Source organism: Ornithinimicrobium sediminis (assembly GCF_021272345.1).
Classification (GTDB): domain Bacteria; phylum Actinomycetota; class Actinomycetes; order Actinomycetales; family Dermatophilaceae; genus Ornithinicoccus; species Ornithinicoccus sediminis_B.
In genome coordinates this window covers 535,733-555,508 of the sequence record NZ_JAJSDQ010000002.1, presented here as the reverse complement: position 1 = coordinate 555,508, position 19,776 = coordinate 535,733, and the positions used below count along the sequence as shown (strand labels likewise).

The following is a 19,776-nucleotide window of genomic DNA, read 5'->3' as shown; positions in this document are numbered from 1 at the left end:
GGCGACGGCGCCGTGGGTGAGGATGGGACGGTGTCGACTCATCCCTGCTGGCGGCTGGTGGTGCCGGTCAAGCGGGCGCGCGAGGCCAAGAGCCGCCTGCGCCCGCCGCACGGCGTCCGTCGCGCCGACCTGGCGCACGCCATGGCCCACGACACCCTGGCCGCCGCCTGCGCCGGACTCGGGCCGCACCGGGTCGTCGTGGTCACCTCGGACGCGTCGACGAGCGAGACGGTGCGACGTCTGGGAGCGCACCGTGTGCCGGACCCGGGCACCGGGCTGGACGCCGCGGTCGCGGCGGGGCTGGAGCGCTGCCGTCGCGAGGAGCCGGGAGGGCACGTGGCGGTGCTCCTCGGCGACCTGCCGGCGCTGCGCCCCGCCGACCTGCTGACAGCCCTGCAGGAGTGCGCGCGGCACACCCGGACGGTCGTGCCCGACCACACCGGCACCGGCACGGTCCTGCTCGCCACCACCGGCCCCGACCTGCGGCCGGCCTTCGGCAGCGGGTCCGCGGCACGGCACGCGGCGGGCGCGACCCGTCTCGAGCTGGACCTTCCACGGCTGCGCCAGGACGTCGACGACCGCGACGACCTCCTGCGCGCCGTCGGCCTGGGTGTCGGCCCGGCGACCCGCGCCGTGCTGGCGGACGCCGACCACGCGTGAGGCCGAGGGGAGGACGCGGCCGTAGGGTGAGAGCCATGCAGGCCAGCGTGCACACCTTCGACGGCACCGACGGCAGCGGGACGGTGCTGCTCGACACCGGACGGGTCCTGCCGTTCGACGGCGACGTCTTCGCCGGCAGCGGGCTGCGTCACCTGCGTGCGGGGCAGCGGGTCAGCATCGTGGTCGACCGTGCCGACAGCGAGGACCCGGCGGCACGGGTCAGCCGTCTGTGGATCGTCGGGATCGGGGAGGGTCAGCCCATCCGCTGAGCCCGGGCTCAGTCGCTCGTGCTCACCCTGGCCCCGGCGAGCCCGTGCTCGGGCAGCAGACCCGGGTCGGCGACGACCTGCTTGAAGTAGGTGCCCGGCCGGAACCGGGGGGCCCGCGTGCCCGGGATGGGCACCGGCTCTCCCGTGCGGGGGTTACGGCCGGTGCGAGGAGCCCGGTCGACGGGCTCGAAGGTGCCCAGACCGGTGATCCCCACGTTGCCGCCCGCAGCCACCTCGCGCAGGATGGCATCCACGACGACCTCGACGGCGACCGTCGCCTGGCGGCGCCCACCCAGACGGGCCGACACGTGGTCGATGAGTTCTGCCTTGTTCATGTCGGCGTCCTCCGCTCGGAGGGCTCGCGCGTGACCGTCACGGGTCGGATCGGCACGGAAACCCTTGTCCTCCACGCTACGACGTGAGGATCGTCGCCGTCTACGGTCTTGGACACCTGAGCCTGGGCCACCGCTGCTACAGGTGCGACACGGCCCCCGACCACAGTGGGTCGGGGGCCGTGCTCCTCGGGTAGCCCCGACGGGATTCGAACCCGCGCTACCGCCTTGAGAGGGCGGCGTGCTAGGCCGCTACACAACGGGGCCGAGGTTGTCGACTGCCTGGCAGCCGAGGAGACACCTTACCCTACGGTGCGGTGTCCACCGAATCGGCTCCTCCTGGGTCAGGAGGAGCGCTTCGCGCTGGGGTACCAGGACTCGAACCTAGACTAACTGAACCAGAATCAGTCGTGCTGCCAATTACACCATACCCCATGGGGTATCACCCACGAGCTCGCTCGGGGGGTGAACCGAGGTGGAACTTTACCGGTCCGGCCCTCACACCCCAAATCGTCGCACCGCGGCCGTCAGAGCTCGCTGCGCAGCCTGCGCAGGCGGGCCATCGTGGAGTGCTTGCCCAGGATCGCCATCGACTCGAAGAGCGGCGGGGAGACGCGCTGGCCCGAGACCGCGGTGCGCAGCGGGCCGAAGGCCAGGCGGGGCTTGACCCCGAGACCGTCCACGATCGCCTCGCGCAGCGCCAGCTCGATCCGGTCGGCCGTCCACTCCACGCCTCCACCGAGCGGGTCACCGACAGAGCCGGACAGCGGCTCCAGCGCTGCGACGGCAGCGTCCAGCACCTGAGGTGCGGTCTCCTTGAGCTGGGCGCGCGCGTCGTCGGCGATGGGCAGCTCGTCGTCGGCCGTGTAGAAGGGCGCGACCAACGGGACGGCCTCGGCGAGCACCTGGACACGCGTCTGGATGAGCTCGGCGACGTCGACCAGGCGCGCCAGCTGCGCCATGGTCGTGGGCACCGGGATGGCTCCCTCGTCCTGCAGCAGTGGCAGCAGCCGTGAGGTGAACTCACCGGTGTCGAGCAGCCGCAGGTGCTCGGCGTTGATGGCCTCGGCCTTCTTCTGGTCCCAGCGGGCGGGGTTGGGGTTCACCTCCCGCACGTCGAAGGCCGCCACGAGCTCATCCGGCGTGAAGATGTCGCGGTCCGCCCCGATCGACCAGCCGAGCAGTGCCAGGTAGTTGATCATGCCCTCGCGGACGAAGCCCCGCTCACGGTGCAGGAACAGGTTCGACTCGGGGTCACGCTTGGACAGCTTCTTGGCACCGTCCCCGAGCACCAGTGGCAGGTGGGCGAAGGCCGGCACGCGCTCGGCCTCCCCGATCGCGGTCAGCGCCCGGTGCATCGCGATCTGCCGCGGCGTCGAGGACAGCAGGTCCTCGCCGCGGATGACGTGGGTGATCCGCATGGCTGCGTCGTCGACCGGGTTGACCAGCGGGTAGAGGGGCTGGCCGTTGCCGCGCACGATGACGAAGTCGGGCACGGAGCCCGCACGGAAGGTCACCTCACCCCGGACGAGGTCCTGGAACGTGATGTCCTCGTCCGGCATCCGCAGCCGCAGGACGGGCTCACGGCCCTCGGCCCGGTAGGCAGCGCGCTGCTCGGGGGTGAGGTCGCGGTCGGCGTTGTCGTAGCCGAGCTTGACGTCCCGGCCCGCCGCACGGTGGCGCACCTCCACCTCCTCCGGCGTGGAGAAGGACTCGTAGGCGTAGCCCGCCTCGAGCAGCGCGGTGGCCACCCGGTGGTGCTCGTCGCGCCGCAGGCTCTGGCGGTAGGGCTCGTGCGGCCCGCCGACGTCCGGCCCCTCGTCGTAGTCCAGCCCCAGCCACTCCATGGCCTCGAGGATCTGCTCGAAGGAGGCCTCGGAGTCACGCTGGGCGTCGGTGTCCTCGATGCGGAACACGAGCGTGCCGCCGTGGTGGCGGGCGAAGGCCCAGTTGAACAGGGCGGTGCGGGCCAGGCCGACGTGCGGGGTGCCGGTCGGCGACGGGCAGAAGCGGACCCGGACGTCGCTGCCGGTGACCTCGGCGCCCTCGGTCGTGGAATGGGGTGCGGGGTGCGTCGTCATGATGGCGACAGACTACTGCCGACGGCCGGCCACAGGACCTGCCGTGGTGGGCCGGGCGGGCCGCGCTCAGCGCTCCAGCATGGCCGTGGTCAGCGTCTCCTGCAGCCAGGAGAGGAAGTCGTAGTAGGCCATCTGCTGCGCCAGCGCCGGGTCGATGTCCCGCTCGCCCGACAGCGCCTCCTCCAGCTCGCGGTGCAGACGTTCGGAGTCCTCGTCGGTGCGCAGTCCCAGCCGCTCCCCCAGGATCAGCCGGATGTCGGTGAGCGCCACGGCCAGCGCCTGCGCCTGCCCGTCGTCGAGGTCGATCCGCGGCGGCGTCGACTCCTCCAGGACCGAGATGGCCGTCGACAGCGTGGTGGCCTTGCGCGTGCGCACCGAGTGCTCCGTCAGCCGGCGGAACTCGGCAGCCTGCTCACCGTCGGTGCGGTGCGCCGGCGGCAGCAGCCTGCGCAGCGCCGGGTCACTGGGCTCGGTCGGGTCCGGGTCGGCCTCGCCGAGGCCGGCGACCAGGTCGAGGAAGGGGTCGCCGGTGTCGGCCCGCTCCGGCGCCACGAAGTCCCGGGTCAGGCGCAGCAGGTCCAGGACCACCGCGACCTCGTCGTCGTCGAGCCGGCCGACCACGCGTCCACGCTTGCGGCGGAAGGCGGTCGCCACTCAGGCGTCCTTCTGGAAGGTCGCCCACAGGCCGTAGCCGTGCATGGCCTCGGTGTCGGCCTCCACCTTCTCGCGGCTTCCCGTCGAGACCACCGCCCGGCCCTTGGTGTGCACGTCCATCATGAGGGACTCGGCCCGCTCCCGGGGGTAGCCGAAGTGGGTCTGGAAGACCCAGGTCACGTAGGACATCAGGTTCACCGGGTCGTTCCAGACCAGCGTCACCCAGGGCGTGTCCTGCTCGGGCCGGTCGAGCAGCCCGACCTGCTGCCGGCGCTGCGGCAGGGGTTCGCTCGGTGCGGCGGGAGGCTCGGGTGGGGCATCGGACACGTCTCCCACTCTAAGGTGCTGACATGACCAGCACCGCCCTGCTGACCGACCACTACGAGCTCACCATGCTCCAGGCCGCCCTCGCCGGCGGCCACGCGCACCGCCGGTGCGTCTTCGAGGCCTTCGGACGCCGCCTGCCCGGGGGCCGACGCTACGGCGTGGTGGCCGGCACCGGGCGCATCCTGGAGGAGCTGGCCGACTTCCGCTTCGGGGAGGCCGAGCTCGACTTCCTGCGTCGCACGCAGGTGGTCGACGAGGCGACGCTGGACTACCTGGCGGGCTACCGCTTCACCGGGGACATCCACGGGTATGCCGAGGGCGAGTGCTACTTCCCCGGCTCCCCGGTGCTCGTGGTCGAGTCGACCTTCGCCGAGGGGGTCGTCCTCGAGACGCTGGTCCTGTCGATCCTCAACTACGACTCCGCAGTCGCCACGGCCGCCTCTCGCATGGTGGCCACGGCGCACGAGCGTCCCTGCCTCGAGATGGGGTCGCGCCGCACCCATGAGTGGTCGGCGGTGGCGGCGGCCCGTGCGGCCTACGTCGCAGGCTTCGCGGCCACGTCGAACCTCGAGGCGGGTCGCACCTACGGGGTGCCGACGGTGGGCACGGCAGCCCACTCCTTCACCCTGCTGCACGACAGCGAGCGTGAGGCCTTCGTCTCACAGCTGAGCAGCCTCGGGCACGACACGACCTTGCTGGTGGACACCTACGACGTGACCGAGGCGGTGGCCCTGGCGGTCGAGCTCGCGTCCCCGGAGCGACTGGGCGGTGTCCGTCTCGACTCCGGTGACCTCGTGTCCCAGGCCGAGGAGGTGCGGGCACAGCTGGACTCCCTCGGCGCCACCGGCACCCGCATCGTCGTCACCTCGGACCTGGACGAGCACGCGATCGCGGCCCTGCAGGCCGCGCCGGTGGACGCCTACGGGGTGGGTACGTCGGTGGTGACCGGGGCCGGGGCCCCGGCAGCGGGCATGGTCTACAAGCTCGTGGCGCGCGAGGACTCCTCGGGGCACCTGGAGAGTGTCGCCAAGGTCAGCAAGGACAAGGCGTCCGTGGGCGGCCGCAAGTACGCCCTGCGCCGCCGCAACTCCGTCGGGGTCGCCCACGCGGAGATCGTCGGCATCGACACCCCGCCGGAGGACGACGGGGACGACCGCGACCTCATGGTCCAGCTCGTCCGCGGTGGGGAGGTCCTGGTGCCCACCGACGCCCACACCGCGCGCGCACACCATGCCGTCGCACGGGCCGAGCTGCCCACCCGGGCACTCCGCCTCTCCCACGGCGACCCGGCCATCCCCACCGTCTTCCTCGACCAGGAGTGAGCACCGCGGCCTCGGGCTGCCCGCTCGGGCTAGGGTCGGGTCATGAAGCGCGCACTGATCGTCGTGGACGTCCAGCACGACTTCTGCGAAGGGGGGTCTCTCCCGGTCACGGGCGGCATCGCCGTCGCCGGCAGGATCAGTGAGCACGTGGAGCGCCACCGGTCCGACTACGACGCGGTCGTCGCGACGGCCGACTGGCACGTCGACCCGGGTGAGCACTGGTCGAGCACCCCTGACTTCGCACGCTCCTGGCCGGTGCACTGCAAGGTCGGCACGCAGGGCGCCGAGTTCCGTCCCGAGCTGGACGGTGCCCTCGCGCACGTGGGCGCCGTCTTCCGCAAGGGCGAGCACACCGCGGCCTACAGCGGCTTCGAGGGCTCGCTCGAGCTCGACGACGGGTCGAGCATCAGCCTGGAGCGCTGGCTGCGCGAGCGCGGGGTCGAGGCCGTCGACGTCGTCGGCCTCGCCACCGACCACTGCGTGCGCGCCACAGCCCTCGACGCGGTCCACGCGGGCTTCCGGACCCGGGTGCTGCTCGAGCTGACGGCCGGCGTCGCGCCCGAGACCACCGACAGCGCCACGACCGAGCTGGCTGCCGCCGGCGTCACCCTGGTCTGAGCCGGGACTGCCCGCGCGTCGGCTCCGGGGTCACGTGCCCGGCGCTGCACTGCTCAGCTGGTGGTGAACACCTCACCGCGGCCCGGGTCGTCCTGCTGGTCCCCGGAGGCCCGCGCGGCCAGGCCGCGCTGCCACGAGGCGGCATACACCCCGTCGTCGACCGCCCGGCCCGCCTCCCCGAGCTCCAGCGGTCGGAAGGTGTCGACCATCACCGCGGTCTCGTCGAAGAACTCGACTCCGATCGAGGCCTCGGTGGCACCGGGCTGCGGGCCGTGCGGGTGTCCGCCCGGGTGCACGGAGATCGACCCCTTGCCGATCCCCGAGCCCTTGCGCGCCTCGTAGTCGCCGTCGACGTAGAACATGATCTCGTCGGAGTCGACGTTGGAGTGGTAGTAGGGCACCGGGATCGCGAGCGGGTGGTAGTCGACCTTGCGGGGCAGGAAGTTGCACACGACGAAGTTCCAGCCCTCGAAGACCTGGTGCACGGGCGGCGGCTGGTGCACCCGGCCAGTGATGGGCTGGTAGTCACGGATGTTGAACGCGTAGGGGTAGAGACAGCCGTCCCAGCCGACGACGTCGAACGGGTGGAAGGGCAGGGTGTGGACCGTGCCGACCAGACCACCGCTGGACTGCTCGCCGGAGCCGCGGTGCTTGAGGTAGACCTCGGTGTGCCCCGCAGGGTCCTCCCCCACGTCCTCTGCGAGCACCGGGCCCTGCGGACCGCGCAGGTCGCGCTCGCAGTAGGGCGCGTGCTCCAGGAACTGCCCGTACTTGCTGAGGTAGCGCTTCGGGGGCCCGATGTGGCTGTTCGCCTCGATGCAGTAGGCGCGCAGCGGCTCGGTGAACCCCTCGTCACCGTCGACGAGCGGGACCCACCGGTGCGTGGTCGCCCGGGGGATGACCAGGTAGTCACCCTGCGCCACGTCGAAGACCCCGAACACCGTCTCGACCCGGGCACCACCGCGTTCGACGTAGACGCACTCGTCACCGATGCCGTTGCGGTAGAACGGGCTCGGAGTGTCCGCCACGACATAGAGCAGGCGCACGTCACCGTTGCCGAGCACCAGCCGGCGCCCGGTCACCACGTCGACCCCGGCGGGATCCTGCTCGGTGGCGAAGAGGTCATGGAGCCGGAGGTGTCGTGGCGTGAGCGGGTGGTTGGGCGTCGTCGCCATGTCGCCGACGTCCCAGGCGCGAGCGTCGGCGATGGCGGAGGGAATGTTGCGGTGGTAAAGCAGGGAGGAGTCCGAGGAGAAGCCCTCCTCACCCATCAGCTCCTCGTAGTAGAGGGACCCGTCCGGTGCTCGGTGCTGCGTATGACGGGTGGGCGGGACGTGCCCCTGGGATCGGTAGTGGGCCATGTGTCGCCTCTCCTGCAGAAGTGTCCGATAAACGGACGACAGCGTCTCGATGCGACTTCACCATGCAGTAGCGTGAGACGCATGTCAACGACGACGCCCTCCCCGCGGCTGAGCGCCCGCCTCGTGGACGACGCGGCCGTCTTCCCCCCCGCCCGCACCCCCGTGGACCGCGCCTGGCGTGCCCACGTGAGCAGGCGCGACCAGCCCTGGGGCGAGCACGTCGGTCCGCTGCTGGTCGCCCCGGTGCACGCGGAGCTGCTCGCCACCGTCGCCCGGGCCCACCCGGCCGACCGGCCCGTCGACACGGTGCTCGTCGCGCGGGCCGGCACCGTCCTGGCCGACGTGGACGAGGCCATGGCGACCCTGGAGCCCGTCGCCTGCGTCCGCATGGTCGGGGTCGAGGTGACGCACGGTGAGCACTGGCGTGACGCTCTGCCCTGGCAGCTGCCCCTGGCCGTGGAGGTCGACCCCGACCCGCGCCTGCGCGACGCCGCGCTCGACGACCTCGCCCGCGCCCGCGCACAGGGTCATCCGGTCGTGGCCAAGCTGCGCACCCAGAGCACCCCAGAACGTCCGTTGCCCGGGGCCGTGGCGCTGGCCGGCTTCCTCGTCGCCTGCGCCTCCCGCGACCTCACCTTCAAGCTCACCGGCGGGCTGCACCACGGGGTCGCCGGGACGGTCGACCTCGGCGACGGCCTGCACGAGTGGCAGCACGGCGTGGTCAACGTGCTGGCCGCCACCCGTGCGGCCCAGGCCGGGGAGCCACGTGACCGGGTGGCGGCGCTGCTGGAGCGCAGCGACGCGGAGCCGCTGTGCCACGAGCTGCGTGCCCTCACCACGGAGGAGGCGGAGCAGCTGCGCCAGCAGTTCACCTCGTTCGGGTGCTGCGACGTGACCGACCCGCTGCACGACCTCACCAGGCTCGGCCTGGTCGCCCCCGCCCCCACCGTCCAGGAGGAGCCCGTATGACGTCCACCCTGCCGGACCTGCCCGCCGACCACCCGTTCGGGCTGCACCACCTGCCCTACGGAGTCTTCAGCACCAGCGGCTCGCCGGACCGCCGCCGCGTCGGGGTGCGCGTGGGGGACCGGGTGCTCGACCTGGCTGCCCTGGCCTCGGATGCCCGGGTGAGCTGGTCGACCGCGCTTCAGCAGCCCAGCCTCAACGCGTTCCTGGCCGAAGGACCCGCCACGTGGGCCGCCGCCCGGGCCTGGCTCCAGGACCGGCTGACCGACCCCGGCCACCGCCCGGACGTCGAGCCGCACCTGCTGGACCTCCACGAGGTGCGCCTGCACCTGCCGGTCGACGTGGCCGACTACGTCGACTTCTACGCCAGCGAGCACCACGCCTCCAACGTCGGGTCGATCTTCCGCCCGGACGGCGATGCGCTGACGCCCAACTGGAAGCACCTGCCGATCGGCTACCACGGCCGCTCCTCGACGGTCGTCGTGTCGGGCACCGACATCGTCCGCCCCCTGGGACAGCGCAAGAGGCCCCAGGACCCCGCTCCGGTCTTCGGGCCCAGCACCAGGCTCGACATCGAGGCAGAGCTCGGCTTCGTGGTCGGGGGTGCCACGCAGGTCGGCACCCGGGTGCCCGTCGGCGAGGCCATGAGCCACGTCTTCGGGGTCGCCCTGTTCAACGACTGGTCGGCGCGGGACATCCAGGCCTGGGAGTACGTCCCGCTGGGCCCCTTCCTCGGCAAGTCCTTCGCCTCCTCGCTCGCCGCCTGGGTGACGCCGATGGAGGCCCTGGCCTCCGCGCACGTGCCGCTGCCCACCCAGGACCCGACGCCCCTGGACTATCTGCACGGCACCGAGGAGACGTCATACGGCCTGGACATCACGATGGAGGTGCGGGTCAACGGCACGCTCGTGGCCCGGCCGCCCTACCGCACGATGTACTGGTCCCCCGCCCAGATGCTGGCCCACCTGACGGTCAACGGCGCCGCGCTCTCCGACGGCGACCTGTTCGCCTCCGGCACGACGTCAGGAGCGGAGCCCGACACCCGCGGCTCGCTCCTGGAGCTCACCTGGAACGGCACGGAGCCCATCACCCTGGCCGACCGCAGCACCCGCACCTTCCTCCAGGACGGCGACGAGGTGGTGATCTCGGCGTCGGCCCCCGGAGCCGGCGGCCACCGCATCGGCCTCGGCGAGGTCAGCGGACGGGTCCTGCCCGCCCGCTGAGCCTCACTTCAGGACGACGTTGGTCTTCGCGGCCTTGTCGTTGAGGGACTGCCTCTTGGCGTCCCACAGCGGCCAGAGCCCGTTGACGACCGGGAAGATGCTGGCGAGGAAGCCCACCACGGGTACGCTGCCGAGCAGGCTCGGGCCCTGCCACACGAGGGCGCGCAGCGCCGCCGTGTTCCAGGCCAAGGAGCCGGGCTCGTCGCGCAGGCGCACGCGCATGCCGAGGGCCAGCTTGCCGAGGGTGCCCGAGGCCGTCTTGAGCAGGACCACCTCGTAGGCCAGCGCCAGCAGGGCGGAGGCCAGGGTGAAGGTCGCCAGCTGGGAGTAGAAGCGGTCGGGCAGGTCCGGGACGGCCGACGACCCTCCCTCCGTGACTGCCATGACCTCCTCGAACCAGGAGCTCATGTCCTCGATCACGTTCGGGGCAACGAGGGGGAAGACCAGCAGACCGAGGATGCCCAGGACAAGCCCGTCGATGATGCGGGCCAGGAGACGCCGACCCCACCCCGCCAGGCGCTGGCCGTCCGGCGTGACGGGCCCTTCCTGCATGCCTGCGTAGCCGGGCATCGGCTGGTTCCAGCCGCCCTGCTGCGCACCCCACTGCTGGTTGCCCTGCTGCCCGTACCCCTGCTGGCCGTAGGGCTGCTGGCCGTACCCCTGCTGGCCGTAGGGCTGCTGGCCGTACCCCTGCTGGCCGGAGGGCCGGCCCCCCTGCCCGGCCGAGGTCTGCCCGGCGGACCCCTGGGGGTAGCCACCGGACTGGCCGGCCTGGTCGAGGTCGGGGCGCACCCGCGGGCTGGTGTGCTGGGTCCACTGGACCCCGTCCCAGTAGCGGAGCAGGGCGTTGTCCTGCGGGTCGTCGTACCACCCTGGCTGTTGGCTCATGCCCCAACTGTGCCACGCCCCGCCGGCTCAGCCGCCGTCGACGACCTCGACGCGCAGCGACTCCCCCCGCACCCCGCCCATCCACAGGTCCTGGCAGGCATGCGCCATCTGCTCCAGGCCCTCCACCACGGTGCCGAAGACGTTGCCCGGCACCCATCCCTGGTCCCCGTTGACCAGCAGGTTGTTGCGACCGTAGAAGAGGGCGAGGTCCACGATGGCGCCCTGGGCCCGGTGCTCCTGCTCGGTCTCGTACCCGTAGGCCGGGTTGCCCAGGTCGTCGCCGGAGAAGGTGAACCAGCACAGGTCACCCGGGATGGGCGTGACCGTGGTGTTCTCGGCACCGGGGTCCTGCTCGGCGAACTGGGGGAAGAGGGCGTAGATCTCGTTGCGCGCGTACTTGCCGTGGTAGACCTGCGCCGCGAGGGGCAGGGCCGCCAGCACCGCGGCGCACGTGCGGGGCGCCTCCTGCTCCAGCAGCCGAGCGACGCAGCTCACGCCACGCTGCTCCAGGGTGATCCTCACGTGGGTGCTCATCGTGCTCCTGCCATGGGTGGGCGTCGGGTCTGCCAGTCGGTGGCGTGCTCGTAGGCGTGACCCACGCGCAGCACGAGGGCATCCCTGTGCCGTGGGCCCACCACCTGCAGGCCGACGGGCAGCCCGTCGGCGGTGAACCCGCAGGGCACACTGAGCGCCGGCTGCTGCGTCATGTTGAACGGGTAGGTGAAGGGCGTCCACGAGGTCCACAGGTCGCTGGGCCACCCCGGCGGTGCCGACCTGTCTGCCGGGAAGGGGGCCACCGGCACGGTCGGGCAGACGAGCACGTCGTGGCTGCGATGGAGCTGTCCCATCGCGCGGCCCAGCTCCATCCGCACCGCCGTGGCGTCGAGGTAGTCCTGAGCCGTGGCACCGGCGTAGCGGCGCACCTGCTCGGCCAGGCCGGGGTCGACCCGCTCGAGAGCGCCCTCCCCGTAGGCCCGCAGCACCTTGGCGGCACCGGTGAACCACAGCACGTGGAAGGCCTCCTCGAGCACGGACAGGTCCCCCAGGGGCGGACGCACCTCCTGCACCTCGGCGCCCAGGGTGGCCAGCACGTCGACCGCGGCTGTGGTCAGCCTGCGGACCTCGGGCGCAACACCTCCCCAGCCCAGGTCGGGCGACCATGCGACGCGCAGGCCGGCGACTCCGGCGTCGAGGGTGGCCGAGGTGGAGCCCGGCACGGCCGCCAGGTGCGACCAGTCGCGGTCGTCGGGGACGCCGACCAGGTCGAGCAGCACAGCGGTGTCACGCACCGTCCGGGTCATCGGCCCGGCGTGGGCCAGGGTGCCGTAGGGGCTGGCCGGCCACAGGGGGATCCGCCCGTAGGTCGGCTTGAGCGCCACCGTGCCCGTGAAGGACGCCGGGATGCGCACCGACCCGCCTCCGTCGGTGCCGATGGACCAGGCACCCATGCCGAGGGCCACGGCAGCAGCCGACCCGCCGCTGGACCCTCCCGGCGTGAGCTGTGGGTCCCACGGGTTGCGGGTGACGCCGTGCCGCAGCGAGTCGGTCGTGCCCTTCCACGCAAACTCCGGGGTGGTGGTGCGACCGATCACGACGGCCCCGCCCTCCCGCAGCCTGGCCACGGCGGGCGCGTCCTCGAGCCACGGCCCCGCAGCGTCCACCAGCAGGCTTCCCCGCAGGGTCGGCCGGTCGCGCGTGAGGAAGATGTCCTTGACGGTGGTGGGGACGCCGTCGGCGGGACCGAGCGGCCGACCCTCCTGCCACCGCCGCGCCGAGGCGTGAGCCGCGGCGAGCGCAGCCTCCCGCTCGGTGCTCACCACCGCGTTGACCACCGGGTCGTGCTCCGTGACCGCCGCCAACGCGTCCTCGCACGCCGTGACCGGGTCGAGCGTGCCGGCGGCATACGCGTCGTGCAGCTCGGTGGCGCTGAGCCCGCGCGGTCCGCTCATCGCACGCCCCCGCTCATCGCCCGCCGCCGGGCACGTAGCCCAGGCGGGTGTCCACCACGTTGCGCAGCGGCCGGCCGTCGAGCCAGCGCTCGGCGTTGGCGACGAACTGGCGGGCCAGCGTGTCACGCCACCCCACGACGTCACCGCTCATGTGCGGGGTGATGACCACACCCGGCAGGTCCCACAGCGGGGAGTCCTCCGGCAGCGGCTCGGGGTCGACGACGTCCAGGCTCACGCCGTCCAGGCTGCCCGCCCGCAGCGCCGCGACGAGGTCGTCGGTGACGACCGACTCACCCCTGCCGACGTTGACCAGGTGCGCGTGGGCCGGTAGGGCGGTGAGCACCGCCGCGTCGACCAGGCCGCGCGTCGCCGGGGTGAGGGGGGCGGCGTTGACGAGGTAGTCCACGTCGCCCAGGTGCTCGACCAGCGCGTGGCTGGGCACGACGGTGCCGAAGTCGGGGTCGTCGGTGCGCGCCGTGCGGCCGGCACCCGTGACGCGCATGCCCACGGCGCGCAGCAGCCGGGCGGTCTCGCGCCCGATGCCGCCGGTGCCGACCACCATGGCGTGGGCACCCTTGGCCGAGCGGGTCTCCCGATGCCGCCAGACGTGTCGTCGCTGCAGGTCGTGGCTCAGGTGGGTCTGCTTGGCGTGCGCGAGGACCGCACCGAGGACGTATTCGGCGATCGGCCGGTCGAAGACCCCACGCGCGTTGGTGACCACCACGTCCGAGGCGGCGAGCGCGGGGAAGACCAGCTTGTCGACACCGGCCGCCGCGACGTGGATCCAGCGCAGCCCGGTGCACTGCGCCCAGACGTCCTGCACGGCCGTCGAGAAGAAGTGCCAGAGGAAGAGGACCTCTGCTCCCTGCACCGCGTCGGGCAGCCCGTGCTCGTCGGTGAACCGCAGCTCGACCCGGTCTGCGATGGGTTCCAGGTGCTCTGGCCGGTCCTGGGCGTGCTCGCCGAGCACGACGACAACGGGTCTGCGGCTCACCGCGCCAACGTAGGTAGGGTGTGTCTTATTGTCAACAATCCGCGGGCACGGCAGGATGCGCCAATGAACGCAGATGTGACCGGGGCCTGGCTGCCGGCCCCCGACACCTCCGCCAAGCCGGTCACCCCGATCGGCAGCGTCGGGGTCGGTGTGATCGCCCCCTACGACTTCGCCCTCGACCGCGAGCTCTGGCGCTGGGTGCCCGACTCCGTCAACCTGCTGCTCACGCGCACCCCGCACCAGCAGCTGCCGGTCTCCGTCAGCCAGGCCGAGGTCGTCAGTGCGGCCACGGTGCTCCACACCTGCACCCGGACCATCACCGAGACAGCTCCGGACGTCGTCGCCTACGCCTGCACGTCCGGGTCGTTCGTGCGAGGAAGCACCGGTGAGGTCGCCCTTCGGCAGGCGATCGAGTCCGCCGGTGTCCCCCGGGCGGTCACGACCAGCGGGGCCCTCGTCGACGCGCTGACAGCGCTGCAGGTGCGCCGGCTGGCGGTGGCCACGCCGTACGACGACCTCGTGACCGGACGGCTGCGCGCGTTCCTCGCCGCCGCCGGCATCGAGGTCGTCTCGTGCTCGTTCCTCGGGCTCACCGAGCGCATCTGGGCCCTGAACTACGAGCAGGTCTCCCATATGGTCCGCGGCTGCGTCGTGCCCGGGGCCGAGGCCGTCTTCGTGTCGTGCACCAACGTGCCCACCTTCGACATCCTCGGCTCGCTCGAGGCCGAGCTGGGGCTGCCGGTGCTGTCCTCCAACCAGGTCACCCTGTGGGCCGCCCTGGCCGCGGTCGGGCTCGAGCTCAGCACGCCGACCCAGGCACTGGCCTCCGCCCCACGGCCGCCGCGCGTCCTGCGCCCACCCGGGGTGATGGCATGAGCACGTTCACCGAGGGGGACCTCAGCGAGGACCGGCTGACCGTGGTGGGGGACGGCGACGTGGGCATGGTCGAGCACGACCAGCTCTGGTCCAGACCGTTCCCGGTGGTGGAGTACGAGCAACGCCTGGTCCGGGTCCAGTCGGTGATGGCCGAGCGGGGGTTCGGGGCGCTCGTCGTCGCCGACCCCGCCAACCTCTACTACCTCACGGGGTACAACGCCTGGTCCTTCTACATGCCGCAGTGCCTGGTGGTGCCGGCGACCGGGACGCCGCACCTGTTCGCCAGGGCCATGGACGCCCAGGGTGCGACCCACACGGCATACCTCCCCCCGGACCACGTCCACGGCTACCCGGAGACCTACGTGCACCGCCCTGACGTGCACCCCTACGACTGGATCGCGGCCACGGCCGTCGAGCTCGGGCTCGTCTCCAACAGCTCCGAGATGGTCGTCGCGGCCGAGCTGGACGCCCACTACTTCTCGGCGCGTGGCTTCCTCGCACTCTGGCAGGCGCTGCCGAGCGCGACGATGGTCGACAGCCATGAGCTCGTCAACTGGGTGCGGGTGGTGAAGTCCGCGGCGGAGCAGGACATGCTGCGGGTCGCCGGCGAGATCGCCGAGCGGGTCATGCAGGTGGCCATCGAGAACATCGCCGTGGGCCGCCGGCAGTGCGACGTGGTCGCCGAGATCCAGTACGCCCAGACGCTCGGAGCGCGCACGCTGGGCGGGGACTACCCGGCGATCGTGCCGATGCTCCCCACCGGCATCACCGCCGGCACCCCGCACCTGACGTGGTCGGACCTGCGGCTGCGCGCCCACGAGGCGACGACCGTGGAGCTGGCCGGGGTCTACCGGCGCTACCACGCCCCCCTGGCCCGCACCGTCTCGCTGGGCACCCCACCGGACCGGCTGGCGCACTGCGCGGACGCCACCGCCGAGGGTATGGAGGCCGCGCTCGCGACCATCCGCGCCGGGGCCAGCGGACGGGACGTCCACCGGGCCTTCCGCGAGGCCATCGGCCGGCACGGCCTGGTCAAGGAGTCGCGGATCGGCTACTCCATCGGCATCGGCTACCCCCCCGACTGGGGTGAGCACACGATCAGCCTGCGCGCCGAGGAGGAGAGCGTGCTGGAGGCCGGCATGGCCTTCCACGTGATCCTCGGGATGTGGATGGACGGCTGGGGCTACGAGGTGTCCCAGTCCGTGCTCGTGCAGGAGGACCATGCCGAGCTGCTCACCCATCTCCCCCCGCACCTGACCGTCAAGACCTGACCGCTTGTCCCCGTCCGCAACACGAAGGAGCCATCATGACCACCCCCACCACCAGCCTCCCGCTCGCGGCCCGCGCCGACGACCTGGTCGGCTCGGTGATCGACTCGAGCACCTCCCTGCTCGCCAGGCAGTCGCACGACATCGTGCGCTTCGCGATGGGGTCACCGGCCGCCGAGGCCATCCCGACGCGAGCCCTGGCCGAGGTCTCGGCGACGGCCCTGGGGGTGCACCGGCCCGACTCCTTCGACTACGCCGCCACCGAGGGTGACATGCCCCTGCGCGAGGCGCTCGTGGCCGCGCTGGAGGGCACGACCGACGCCACCACCCTGGACCGGGTCACCATCACCTCCGGTGGCATGCAGGGGCTGGACCTTGCGTGCAAGCTCTTCGTCGACCCCGGTGACCTGGTGACGGTGGAGTCGCCTACGTACACCAACGGCAGCGCGACCGCCCTCTCCTACCAGGCGCAGCTGCTCGAGGTGCCGGTCGACCAGGAAGGCATGGACGTCGACGCGCTCGTCGCCCTGGTCGACCACGCAGGACGGACGCCGAAGGCGATCTACACCGTCCCGACCTTCCAGAACCCCTCCGGCACCTCCCTGAGCCTGGCTCGCCGTCACCAGCTGCTCGAGGTGGCGCGGGAGTGGGGGTCCCTGGTCATCGACGACGACCCCTACGGGATGCTGCGCTTCGCCGGCGAACCCGTGCCGTCGCTGCACCAGCTCGCCGACGGCGACCCGCTGGTCTTCTCGGTGCGCACCTTCAGCAAGATCGTGGCCCCTGGGCTGCGGGTGGGCTGGGTCGACACCGACCCGTCGCTGCAGCGGCTGCTCATCAACGCCAAGCAGGCCATGGACACGTGCACCAACCTGCCTGCCCAGCGGATGCTCGAGGGCTTCCTGCGAGAGGGCTACCTCGCCGAGCACCTCACGCGCACCCGGGCCGCGTACCACGAGCGCAAGGTGGCGATGCAGCAGGCGCTGACGGAGCACTTCGGCGACCTGGCACGGTGGACCGACCCCGAGGGCGGCTTCTTCCTCTGGGTGACGTTCGACCCGGCGGTGGACACCGAGGCGCTCTTCGAGGTGGCCCTGGCCGAGGGCGTCGCCTACATCCCGGGCAACGCGTTCTCCCCCAGCCGCCGGTTCCCCGACGCCTTGCGCCTGTGCTTCGCCTCGACACCGCCCCCGCGCATTGCCGAGGGTGTGGCCCGGCTGCGGGCGGCGGTCGACCGCCTGGCCGGCTGACCCGGGCATGGAGGTGAGACAGGACACCCTGTCCGACCTGGAGCGTCGGGTGCTGGCGCTCGTCGACGCCGACGACCTGGTCGCGATGACCCGGCGGCTGGTGCAGGCACCTGGACAGAACCCGCCCGGTGATGAGGCCGCCACGGCCGACGTCCTCGTCGACCTTGCGGTGGGCGCCGGACTGGAGGCACACGCGTGGGACGTCCGACCGGGGCGGCCGAACGTGGAGGTCGTCCTGCCCGGCGGAGGCGGTCCGGGCCTGCTGGTCCTCGGGCACACCGATGTCGTGCCGGTCGGCGACGGCTGGAGCCTCGACCCCTTCGGTGGTGAGGTCCGCGACGGCCGCCTCCACGGGCGTGGGAGCAGCGATATGAAGGGCGGGCTCGCTGCGGCGCTGGTCGCGATGCGTGCCCTCCGTGCAGCAGACGTCAGGCCGTCCGGCCCCGTGCTCCTCGCCGCCCTCGCCGACGAGGAGCAGGAGGGCATCGGGGTGCGGGAGTGGATCGCCCGGCGGCCGCGCCACGACCTGCTGGGGTGCCTCGTGGCCGAGCCCACCGACCTGCAGACCATCGTGGCGGCGCGGGGTGCGTGCTACCTGGTCGTGACCGTCCACGGGGTCGCCGCGCATGCCGGACGGCCCGGCGACGGGCGCAACGCCATCCACGGCGCGGCCGCCGTCGTGGCGGAGGTCGAGCGCTGGCACGCCGAGCTGGCCCGCAGCCCCCATCCCCTGGTCGGGCCCCCCACCTTCAACGTCGGCGTCATCACGGGTGGCACCGGTGGGTCCGTGGTGCCGGCCGAGTGCCGGGTGGAGGTGGACCGCCGGCTCCTGCCGGGTGAGTCCATCGCCTCTGTCGTCGAGGCGGTCCAGGCTCGCCTGGCCTCGCTGCGCCTGGACGAGCGCGGGCTGAGCTGGACCCTCGAGTCGCCCATGGACATGCCCGGCTTCGAGACACAGGCTGACCACCCGGTGGTCGTGGCGACCGACCGGGCGCTCGCCGACGCCGGAGGACCGGGCCTGCCGCTCGGTGGGTGGACGGCGGCCTGTGACGGCGGTTTCGTGGACGCCGAGTGGGGTCTGCCCGTCGTCGTGCTGGGCCCCGGCTCGGTGAGCGACCAGGCGCACCGACCCGACGAGTCGGTGGGGGTGGACGAGCTCGTCGTGGCCGCCCGCGCCTACGCCCTGGCTGCCCTGCGCCTGCTCACTCCGTGATCTCGATCGGGGTCCCGAGGGGCAGCAGAGCGGAGAGGGTCGTGATGTCGTCGTTGTCCATGCGGATGCAGCCGTGGCTGGCGGCTCGACCGATGCTGCCCGCGTCGTCGGTGCCGTGCAGCCCGATCTGGCCGGGTCCACCGAGGAACTCGTTGAGCACATCCGAGTAGGCCGAGATCCCGTAGGCGAACGGTCCGTAGCCCTCGTTCGTCGGCGCCACCAGCTCGGTGAGGTAGAACGTGCCCAAGGGCGTGGGCGTGTCGCCCGTGCCGGTCGCGACCGGGAGCTGCTGCACCAGCTCTCCGTGGCGGTAGAGCTCCAGCGTGTTGGCCGAGGTGGAGACCCGCAGGAAGTGACGGACCTCGCGGACCGTGACCTGCTGCGCCTCGACCCAGCCGGTGGTCCCGTTGGGCCGCACCGGCAGCTGCACCTCGAGCCAGCCCTCACGGCTGTCGAGCACCGCGAAGGTCAGCGGGACCCCCGTCGGCGTGGGGTTGTCGAAGGTATGGGTGACCGGGCCGTCCACGGTCGCGCGGACAGCCACCGTGCTGCCCACGGACTCCGCGGCCAGCGACGAGGACGGCACGACCCGGGCGCTGTCCCCGGGGGCGCCCACGTCCACCGCCGAGGCGGACGCGGCCGTGGTCGCGCGCTCGCTCGCGGTGGTCGCCGAGGGGTCGGTCGTCGGGGCCGAGCATCCGAGCAACAGCAGCAGCGCGGCGGCCCCCCAGCCCACGTGCCTCGTCAGCCGGGGGTGCACGACTCCCCCGACGGCGGCGGGCTGTGGCACCCAGGTAGCGGCGGCGGCCCGGGTGTCCCTCCGGGCCGCCGCAGGGTCGCGTGCCTCACCCGGTGTAGTCGACCTCACCGGTGACCGGGGTCGCCGGCTTCGCCGGCTCGACGGGCTCCGCGGGCGTGACCGGCTTCGTGGGCTCGACGGGGGTCACGGGCTTCTCGGGCTGCTCCGGCTTCTCGGGCTCCTCGGGCTGCTCCGGCTTCTCGGGCTCCTCCGGCTCCTCGGGCTCCTCGGGCTCCTCCGGCTCCTCCGGCTCCTCGGGCTCCTCCGGCTCCTCGGGCTCGACCAGGACGCACCCGGCGGCCAGGATCTCGGCCCCGGTGACGCCGGAGCCGAACACGGTGTCGAGGTTGAGACCGGGGTACTCCCCGTCGTCATAGGTGAACGCGGGGATGATGTCGGCACCGTGACCGTCGTGGCCCTGCCGGATGATCGCGTTGCCGTCGGTGGTGATCGCGTTCCAGCCCTGGGCCGCGGTGGCGGGTGGGGTGGCGTGGCAGAAGGTGACCCTGCGCGAGTCCTCCTCGTGCTGGTCGGCTGTCGCGGCGCTCGCGCCCAGGAACCCGAAGGCCACCAGCGCAGCAGCCGAGAACACTCCGGTCGCCTGCTTCGATCGTTGCATGCATCACTCCTGGATCCGTGTGACCTCGCGCCCCGAGCACGGAAGGTCACGTGTGGACGGAGCATCCCACGATGGCGACGCCGTGCGCAGCACCCTGTGGATGACGA

Annotated in this window: 21 protein-coding genes and 2 tRNA genes; 10 read left to right on the top strand and 13 right to left on the bottom strand. The window is 72.5% G+C overall.

All coding sequences use genetic code 11. The features are described 5' to 3' along the window. Positions 1 to 30 precede the first annotated feature (30 nt). A complete protein-coding gene (gene cofC / locus LVO85_RS07045) occupies positions 31 to 660 on the top strand; it encodes a 2-phospho-L-lactate guanylyltransferase (RefSeq protein ID WP_232746690.1) in 630 nt (209 codons plus the stop codon). A 35-nt stretch (positions 661 to 695) separates the two neighbouring features. Then, positions 696 to 929: a hypothetical protein gene (locus LVO85_RS07040; RefSeq protein WP_232746689.1), complete on the top strand. Its 234-nt coding sequence runs from the start codon at positions 696 to 698 to the stop codon at positions 927 to 929. An 8-nt stretch (positions 930 to 937) separates the two neighbouring features. Here the strand turns inward: LVO85_RS07040 and LVO85_RS07035 are convergent, their stop codons facing one another. The 6 genes from LVO85_RS07035 to clpS form a co-directional block, all read right to left on the bottom strand. Then, the gene (locus LVO85_RS07035) at positions 938 to 1,264 is read right to left on the bottom strand and encodes an HU family DNA-binding protein (RefSeq protein ID WP_232746688.1); all 327 of its coding nucleotides are present in this window, start codon (positions 1,262 to 1,264) and stop codon (positions 938 to 940) included. A gap of 191 nt (positions 1,265 to 1,455) precedes the next feature. Further along, positions 1,456 to 1,528: transfer RNA gene (locus tag LVO85_RS07030), tRNA-Glu, on the bottom strand. A 96-nt stretch (positions 1,529 to 1,624) separates the two neighbouring features. Beyond that, positions 1,625 to 1,696 (bottom strand) — tRNA-Gln (locus tag LVO85_RS07025). Between the two features lie 92 nt (positions 1,697 to 1,788). Continuing rightward, a complete protein-coding gene (gltX, locus tag LVO85_RS07020) occupies positions 1,789 to 3,342 on the bottom strand; it encodes a glutamate--tRNA ligase (RefSeq protein ID WP_232746687.1) in 1,554 nt (517 codons plus the stop codon). A 66-nt stretch (positions 3,343 to 3,408) separates the two neighbouring features. After that, a complete protein-coding gene (locus tag LVO85_RS07015) occupies positions 3,409 to 3,996 on the bottom strand; it encodes a DUF2017 family protein (RefSeq protein ID WP_232746686.1) in 588 nt (195 codons plus the stop codon). Then, a complete protein-coding gene (clpS, locus tag LVO85_RS07010) occupies positions 3,997 to 4,278 on the bottom strand; it encodes an ATP-dependent Clp protease adapter ClpS (protein ID WP_232746856.1) in 282 nt (93 codons plus the stop codon). Positions 4,279 to 4,346: 68 nt separating this feature from the next. Here clpS and LVO85_RS07005 point away from each other — a divergent pair, with 68 nt between their 5' ends. Then, entirely contained in the window at positions 4,347 to 5,645 is a 1,299-nt protein-coding gene (locus LVO85_RS07005; protein WP_232746685.1) for a nicotinate phosphoribosyltransferase, read from the top strand. A gap of 42 nt (positions 5,646 to 5,687) precedes the next feature. After that, positions 5,688 to 6,263 (top strand): isochorismatase family protein, encoded by a 576-nt coding sequence (locus LVO85_RS07000; protein ID WP_232746684.1) that lies wholly within the window; start codon positions 5,688 to 5,690, stop codon positions 6,261 to 6,263. 53 nt (positions 6,264 to 6,316) lie between these two features. On the opposite strand, the gene LVO85_RS06995 is transcribed toward LVO85_RS07000, so the two are convergent. After that, complete coding sequence (locus LVO85_RS06995; RefSeq protein WP_232746683.1) at positions 6,317 to 7,624, bottom strand: homogentisate 1,2-dioxygenase; 1,308 nt, start codon at positions 7,622 to 7,624, stop codon at positions 6,317 to 6,319. A gap of 81 nt (positions 7,625 to 7,705) precedes the next feature. Between LVO85_RS06995 and LVO85_RS06990 the strand changes: the two genes are divergently transcribed. Both LVO85_RS06990 and fahA read left to right on the top strand, forming a co-directional pair. Further along, a complete protein-coding gene (locus LVO85_RS06990) occupies positions 7,706 to 8,593 on the top strand; it encodes a hypothetical protein (protein ID WP_232746682.1) in 888 nt (295 codons plus the stop codon). After that, positions 8,590 to 9,813 (top strand): fumarylacetoacetase, encoded by a 1,224-nt coding sequence (gene fahA, locus LVO85_RS06985; protein ID WP_232746681.1) that lies wholly within the window; start codon positions 8,590 to 8,592, stop codon positions 9,811 to 9,813. Before LVO85_RS06990 ends, fahA begins: the two co-directional genes overlap by 4 nt. 3 nt (positions 9,814 to 9,816) lie before the next feature. Here the strand turns inward: fahA and LVO85_RS06980 are convergent, their stop codons facing one another. Genes LVO85_RS06980 through LVO85_RS06965 form a run of 4 tightly spaced genes read right to left on the bottom strand, consistent with a single transcriptional unit; the run spans position 9,817 to position 13,644 of the window. After that, positions 9,817 to 10,701 carry an RDD family protein gene (locus tag LVO85_RS06980; protein ID WP_232746680.1) on the bottom strand — a complete coding sequence of 295 codons (885 nt, stop codon included), beginning with the start codon at positions 10,699 to 10,701 and terminating at the stop codon, positions 9,817 to 9,819. Positions 10,702 to 10,728: 27 nt separating this feature from the next. Continuing rightward, positions 10,729 to 11,235: a DUF3830 family protein gene (locus tag LVO85_RS06975; protein ID WP_232746679.1), complete on the bottom strand. Its 507-nt coding sequence runs from the start codon at positions 11,233 to 11,235 to the stop codon at positions 10,729 to 10,731. Beyond that, positions 11,232 to 12,650, bottom strand: a complete 1,419-nt coding sequence (locus tag LVO85_RS06970) for an amidase (protein ID WP_232746678.1) — start codon at positions 12,648 to 12,650, stop codon at positions 11,232 to 11,234. The genes LVO85_RS06975 and LVO85_RS06970 overlap by 4 nt, the downstream gene beginning before the upstream one ends. Positions 12,651 to 12,663: 13 nt before the next feature. Beyond that, positions 12,664 to 13,644 (bottom strand): D-2-hydroxyacid dehydrogenase, encoded by a 981-nt coding sequence (locus tag LVO85_RS06965; protein ID WP_232746677.1) that lies wholly within the window; start codon positions 13,642 to 13,644, stop codon positions 12,664 to 12,666. A 63-nt stretch (positions 13,645 to 13,707) separates the two neighbouring features. Between LVO85_RS06965 and LVO85_RS06960 the strand changes: the two genes are divergently transcribed. From LVO85_RS06960 to LVO85_RS06945, 4 genes are read left to right on the top strand one after another with little or no spacing between them, the layout of a single operon-like run. After that, on the top strand, positions 13,708 to 14,520 hold the full coding sequence (locus LVO85_RS06960; RefSeq protein ID WP_232746676.1) for a maleate cis-trans isomerase family protein: 813 nt from the start codon (positions 13,708 to 13,710) through the stop codon (positions 14,518 to 14,520). Next, entirely contained in the window at positions 14,517 to 15,791 is a 1,275-nt protein-coding gene (locus LVO85_RS06955; protein ID WP_232746675.1) for a M24 family metallopeptidase, read from the top strand. The genes LVO85_RS06960 and LVO85_RS06955 overlap by 4 nt, the downstream gene beginning before the upstream one ends. Before the next feature lie 35 nt (positions 15,792 to 15,826). After that, positions 15,827 to 17,038: an aminotransferase-like domain-containing protein gene (locus LVO85_RS06950; protein WP_232746674.1), complete on the top strand. Its 1,212-nt coding sequence runs from the start codon at positions 15,827 to 15,829 to the stop codon at positions 17,036 to 17,038. A 7-nt stretch (positions 17,039 to 17,045) separates the two neighbouring features. Further along, entirely contained in the window at positions 17,046 to 18,251 is a 1,206-nt protein-coding gene (locus LVO85_RS06945; protein ID WP_232746673.1) for a M20 family metallopeptidase, read from the top strand. On the opposite strand, the gene LVO85_RS06940 is transcribed toward LVO85_RS06945, so the two are convergent. After that, entirely contained in the window at positions 18,241 to 19,041 is an 801-nt protein-coding gene (locus tag LVO85_RS06940; protein ID WP_232746672.1) for a L,D-transpeptidase family protein, read from the bottom strand. The two genes, LVO85_RS06945 and LVO85_RS06940, sit on opposite strands and share 11 nt — an antisense overlap. 55 nt (positions 19,042 to 19,096) lie before the next feature. Beyond that, a complete protein-coding gene (locus tag LVO85_RS06935) occupies positions 19,097 to 19,669 on the bottom strand; it encodes a hypothetical protein (protein WP_232746671.1) in 573 nt (190 codons plus the stop codon). Between the last annotated feature and the right edge of the window lie 107 nt (positions 19,670 to 19,776).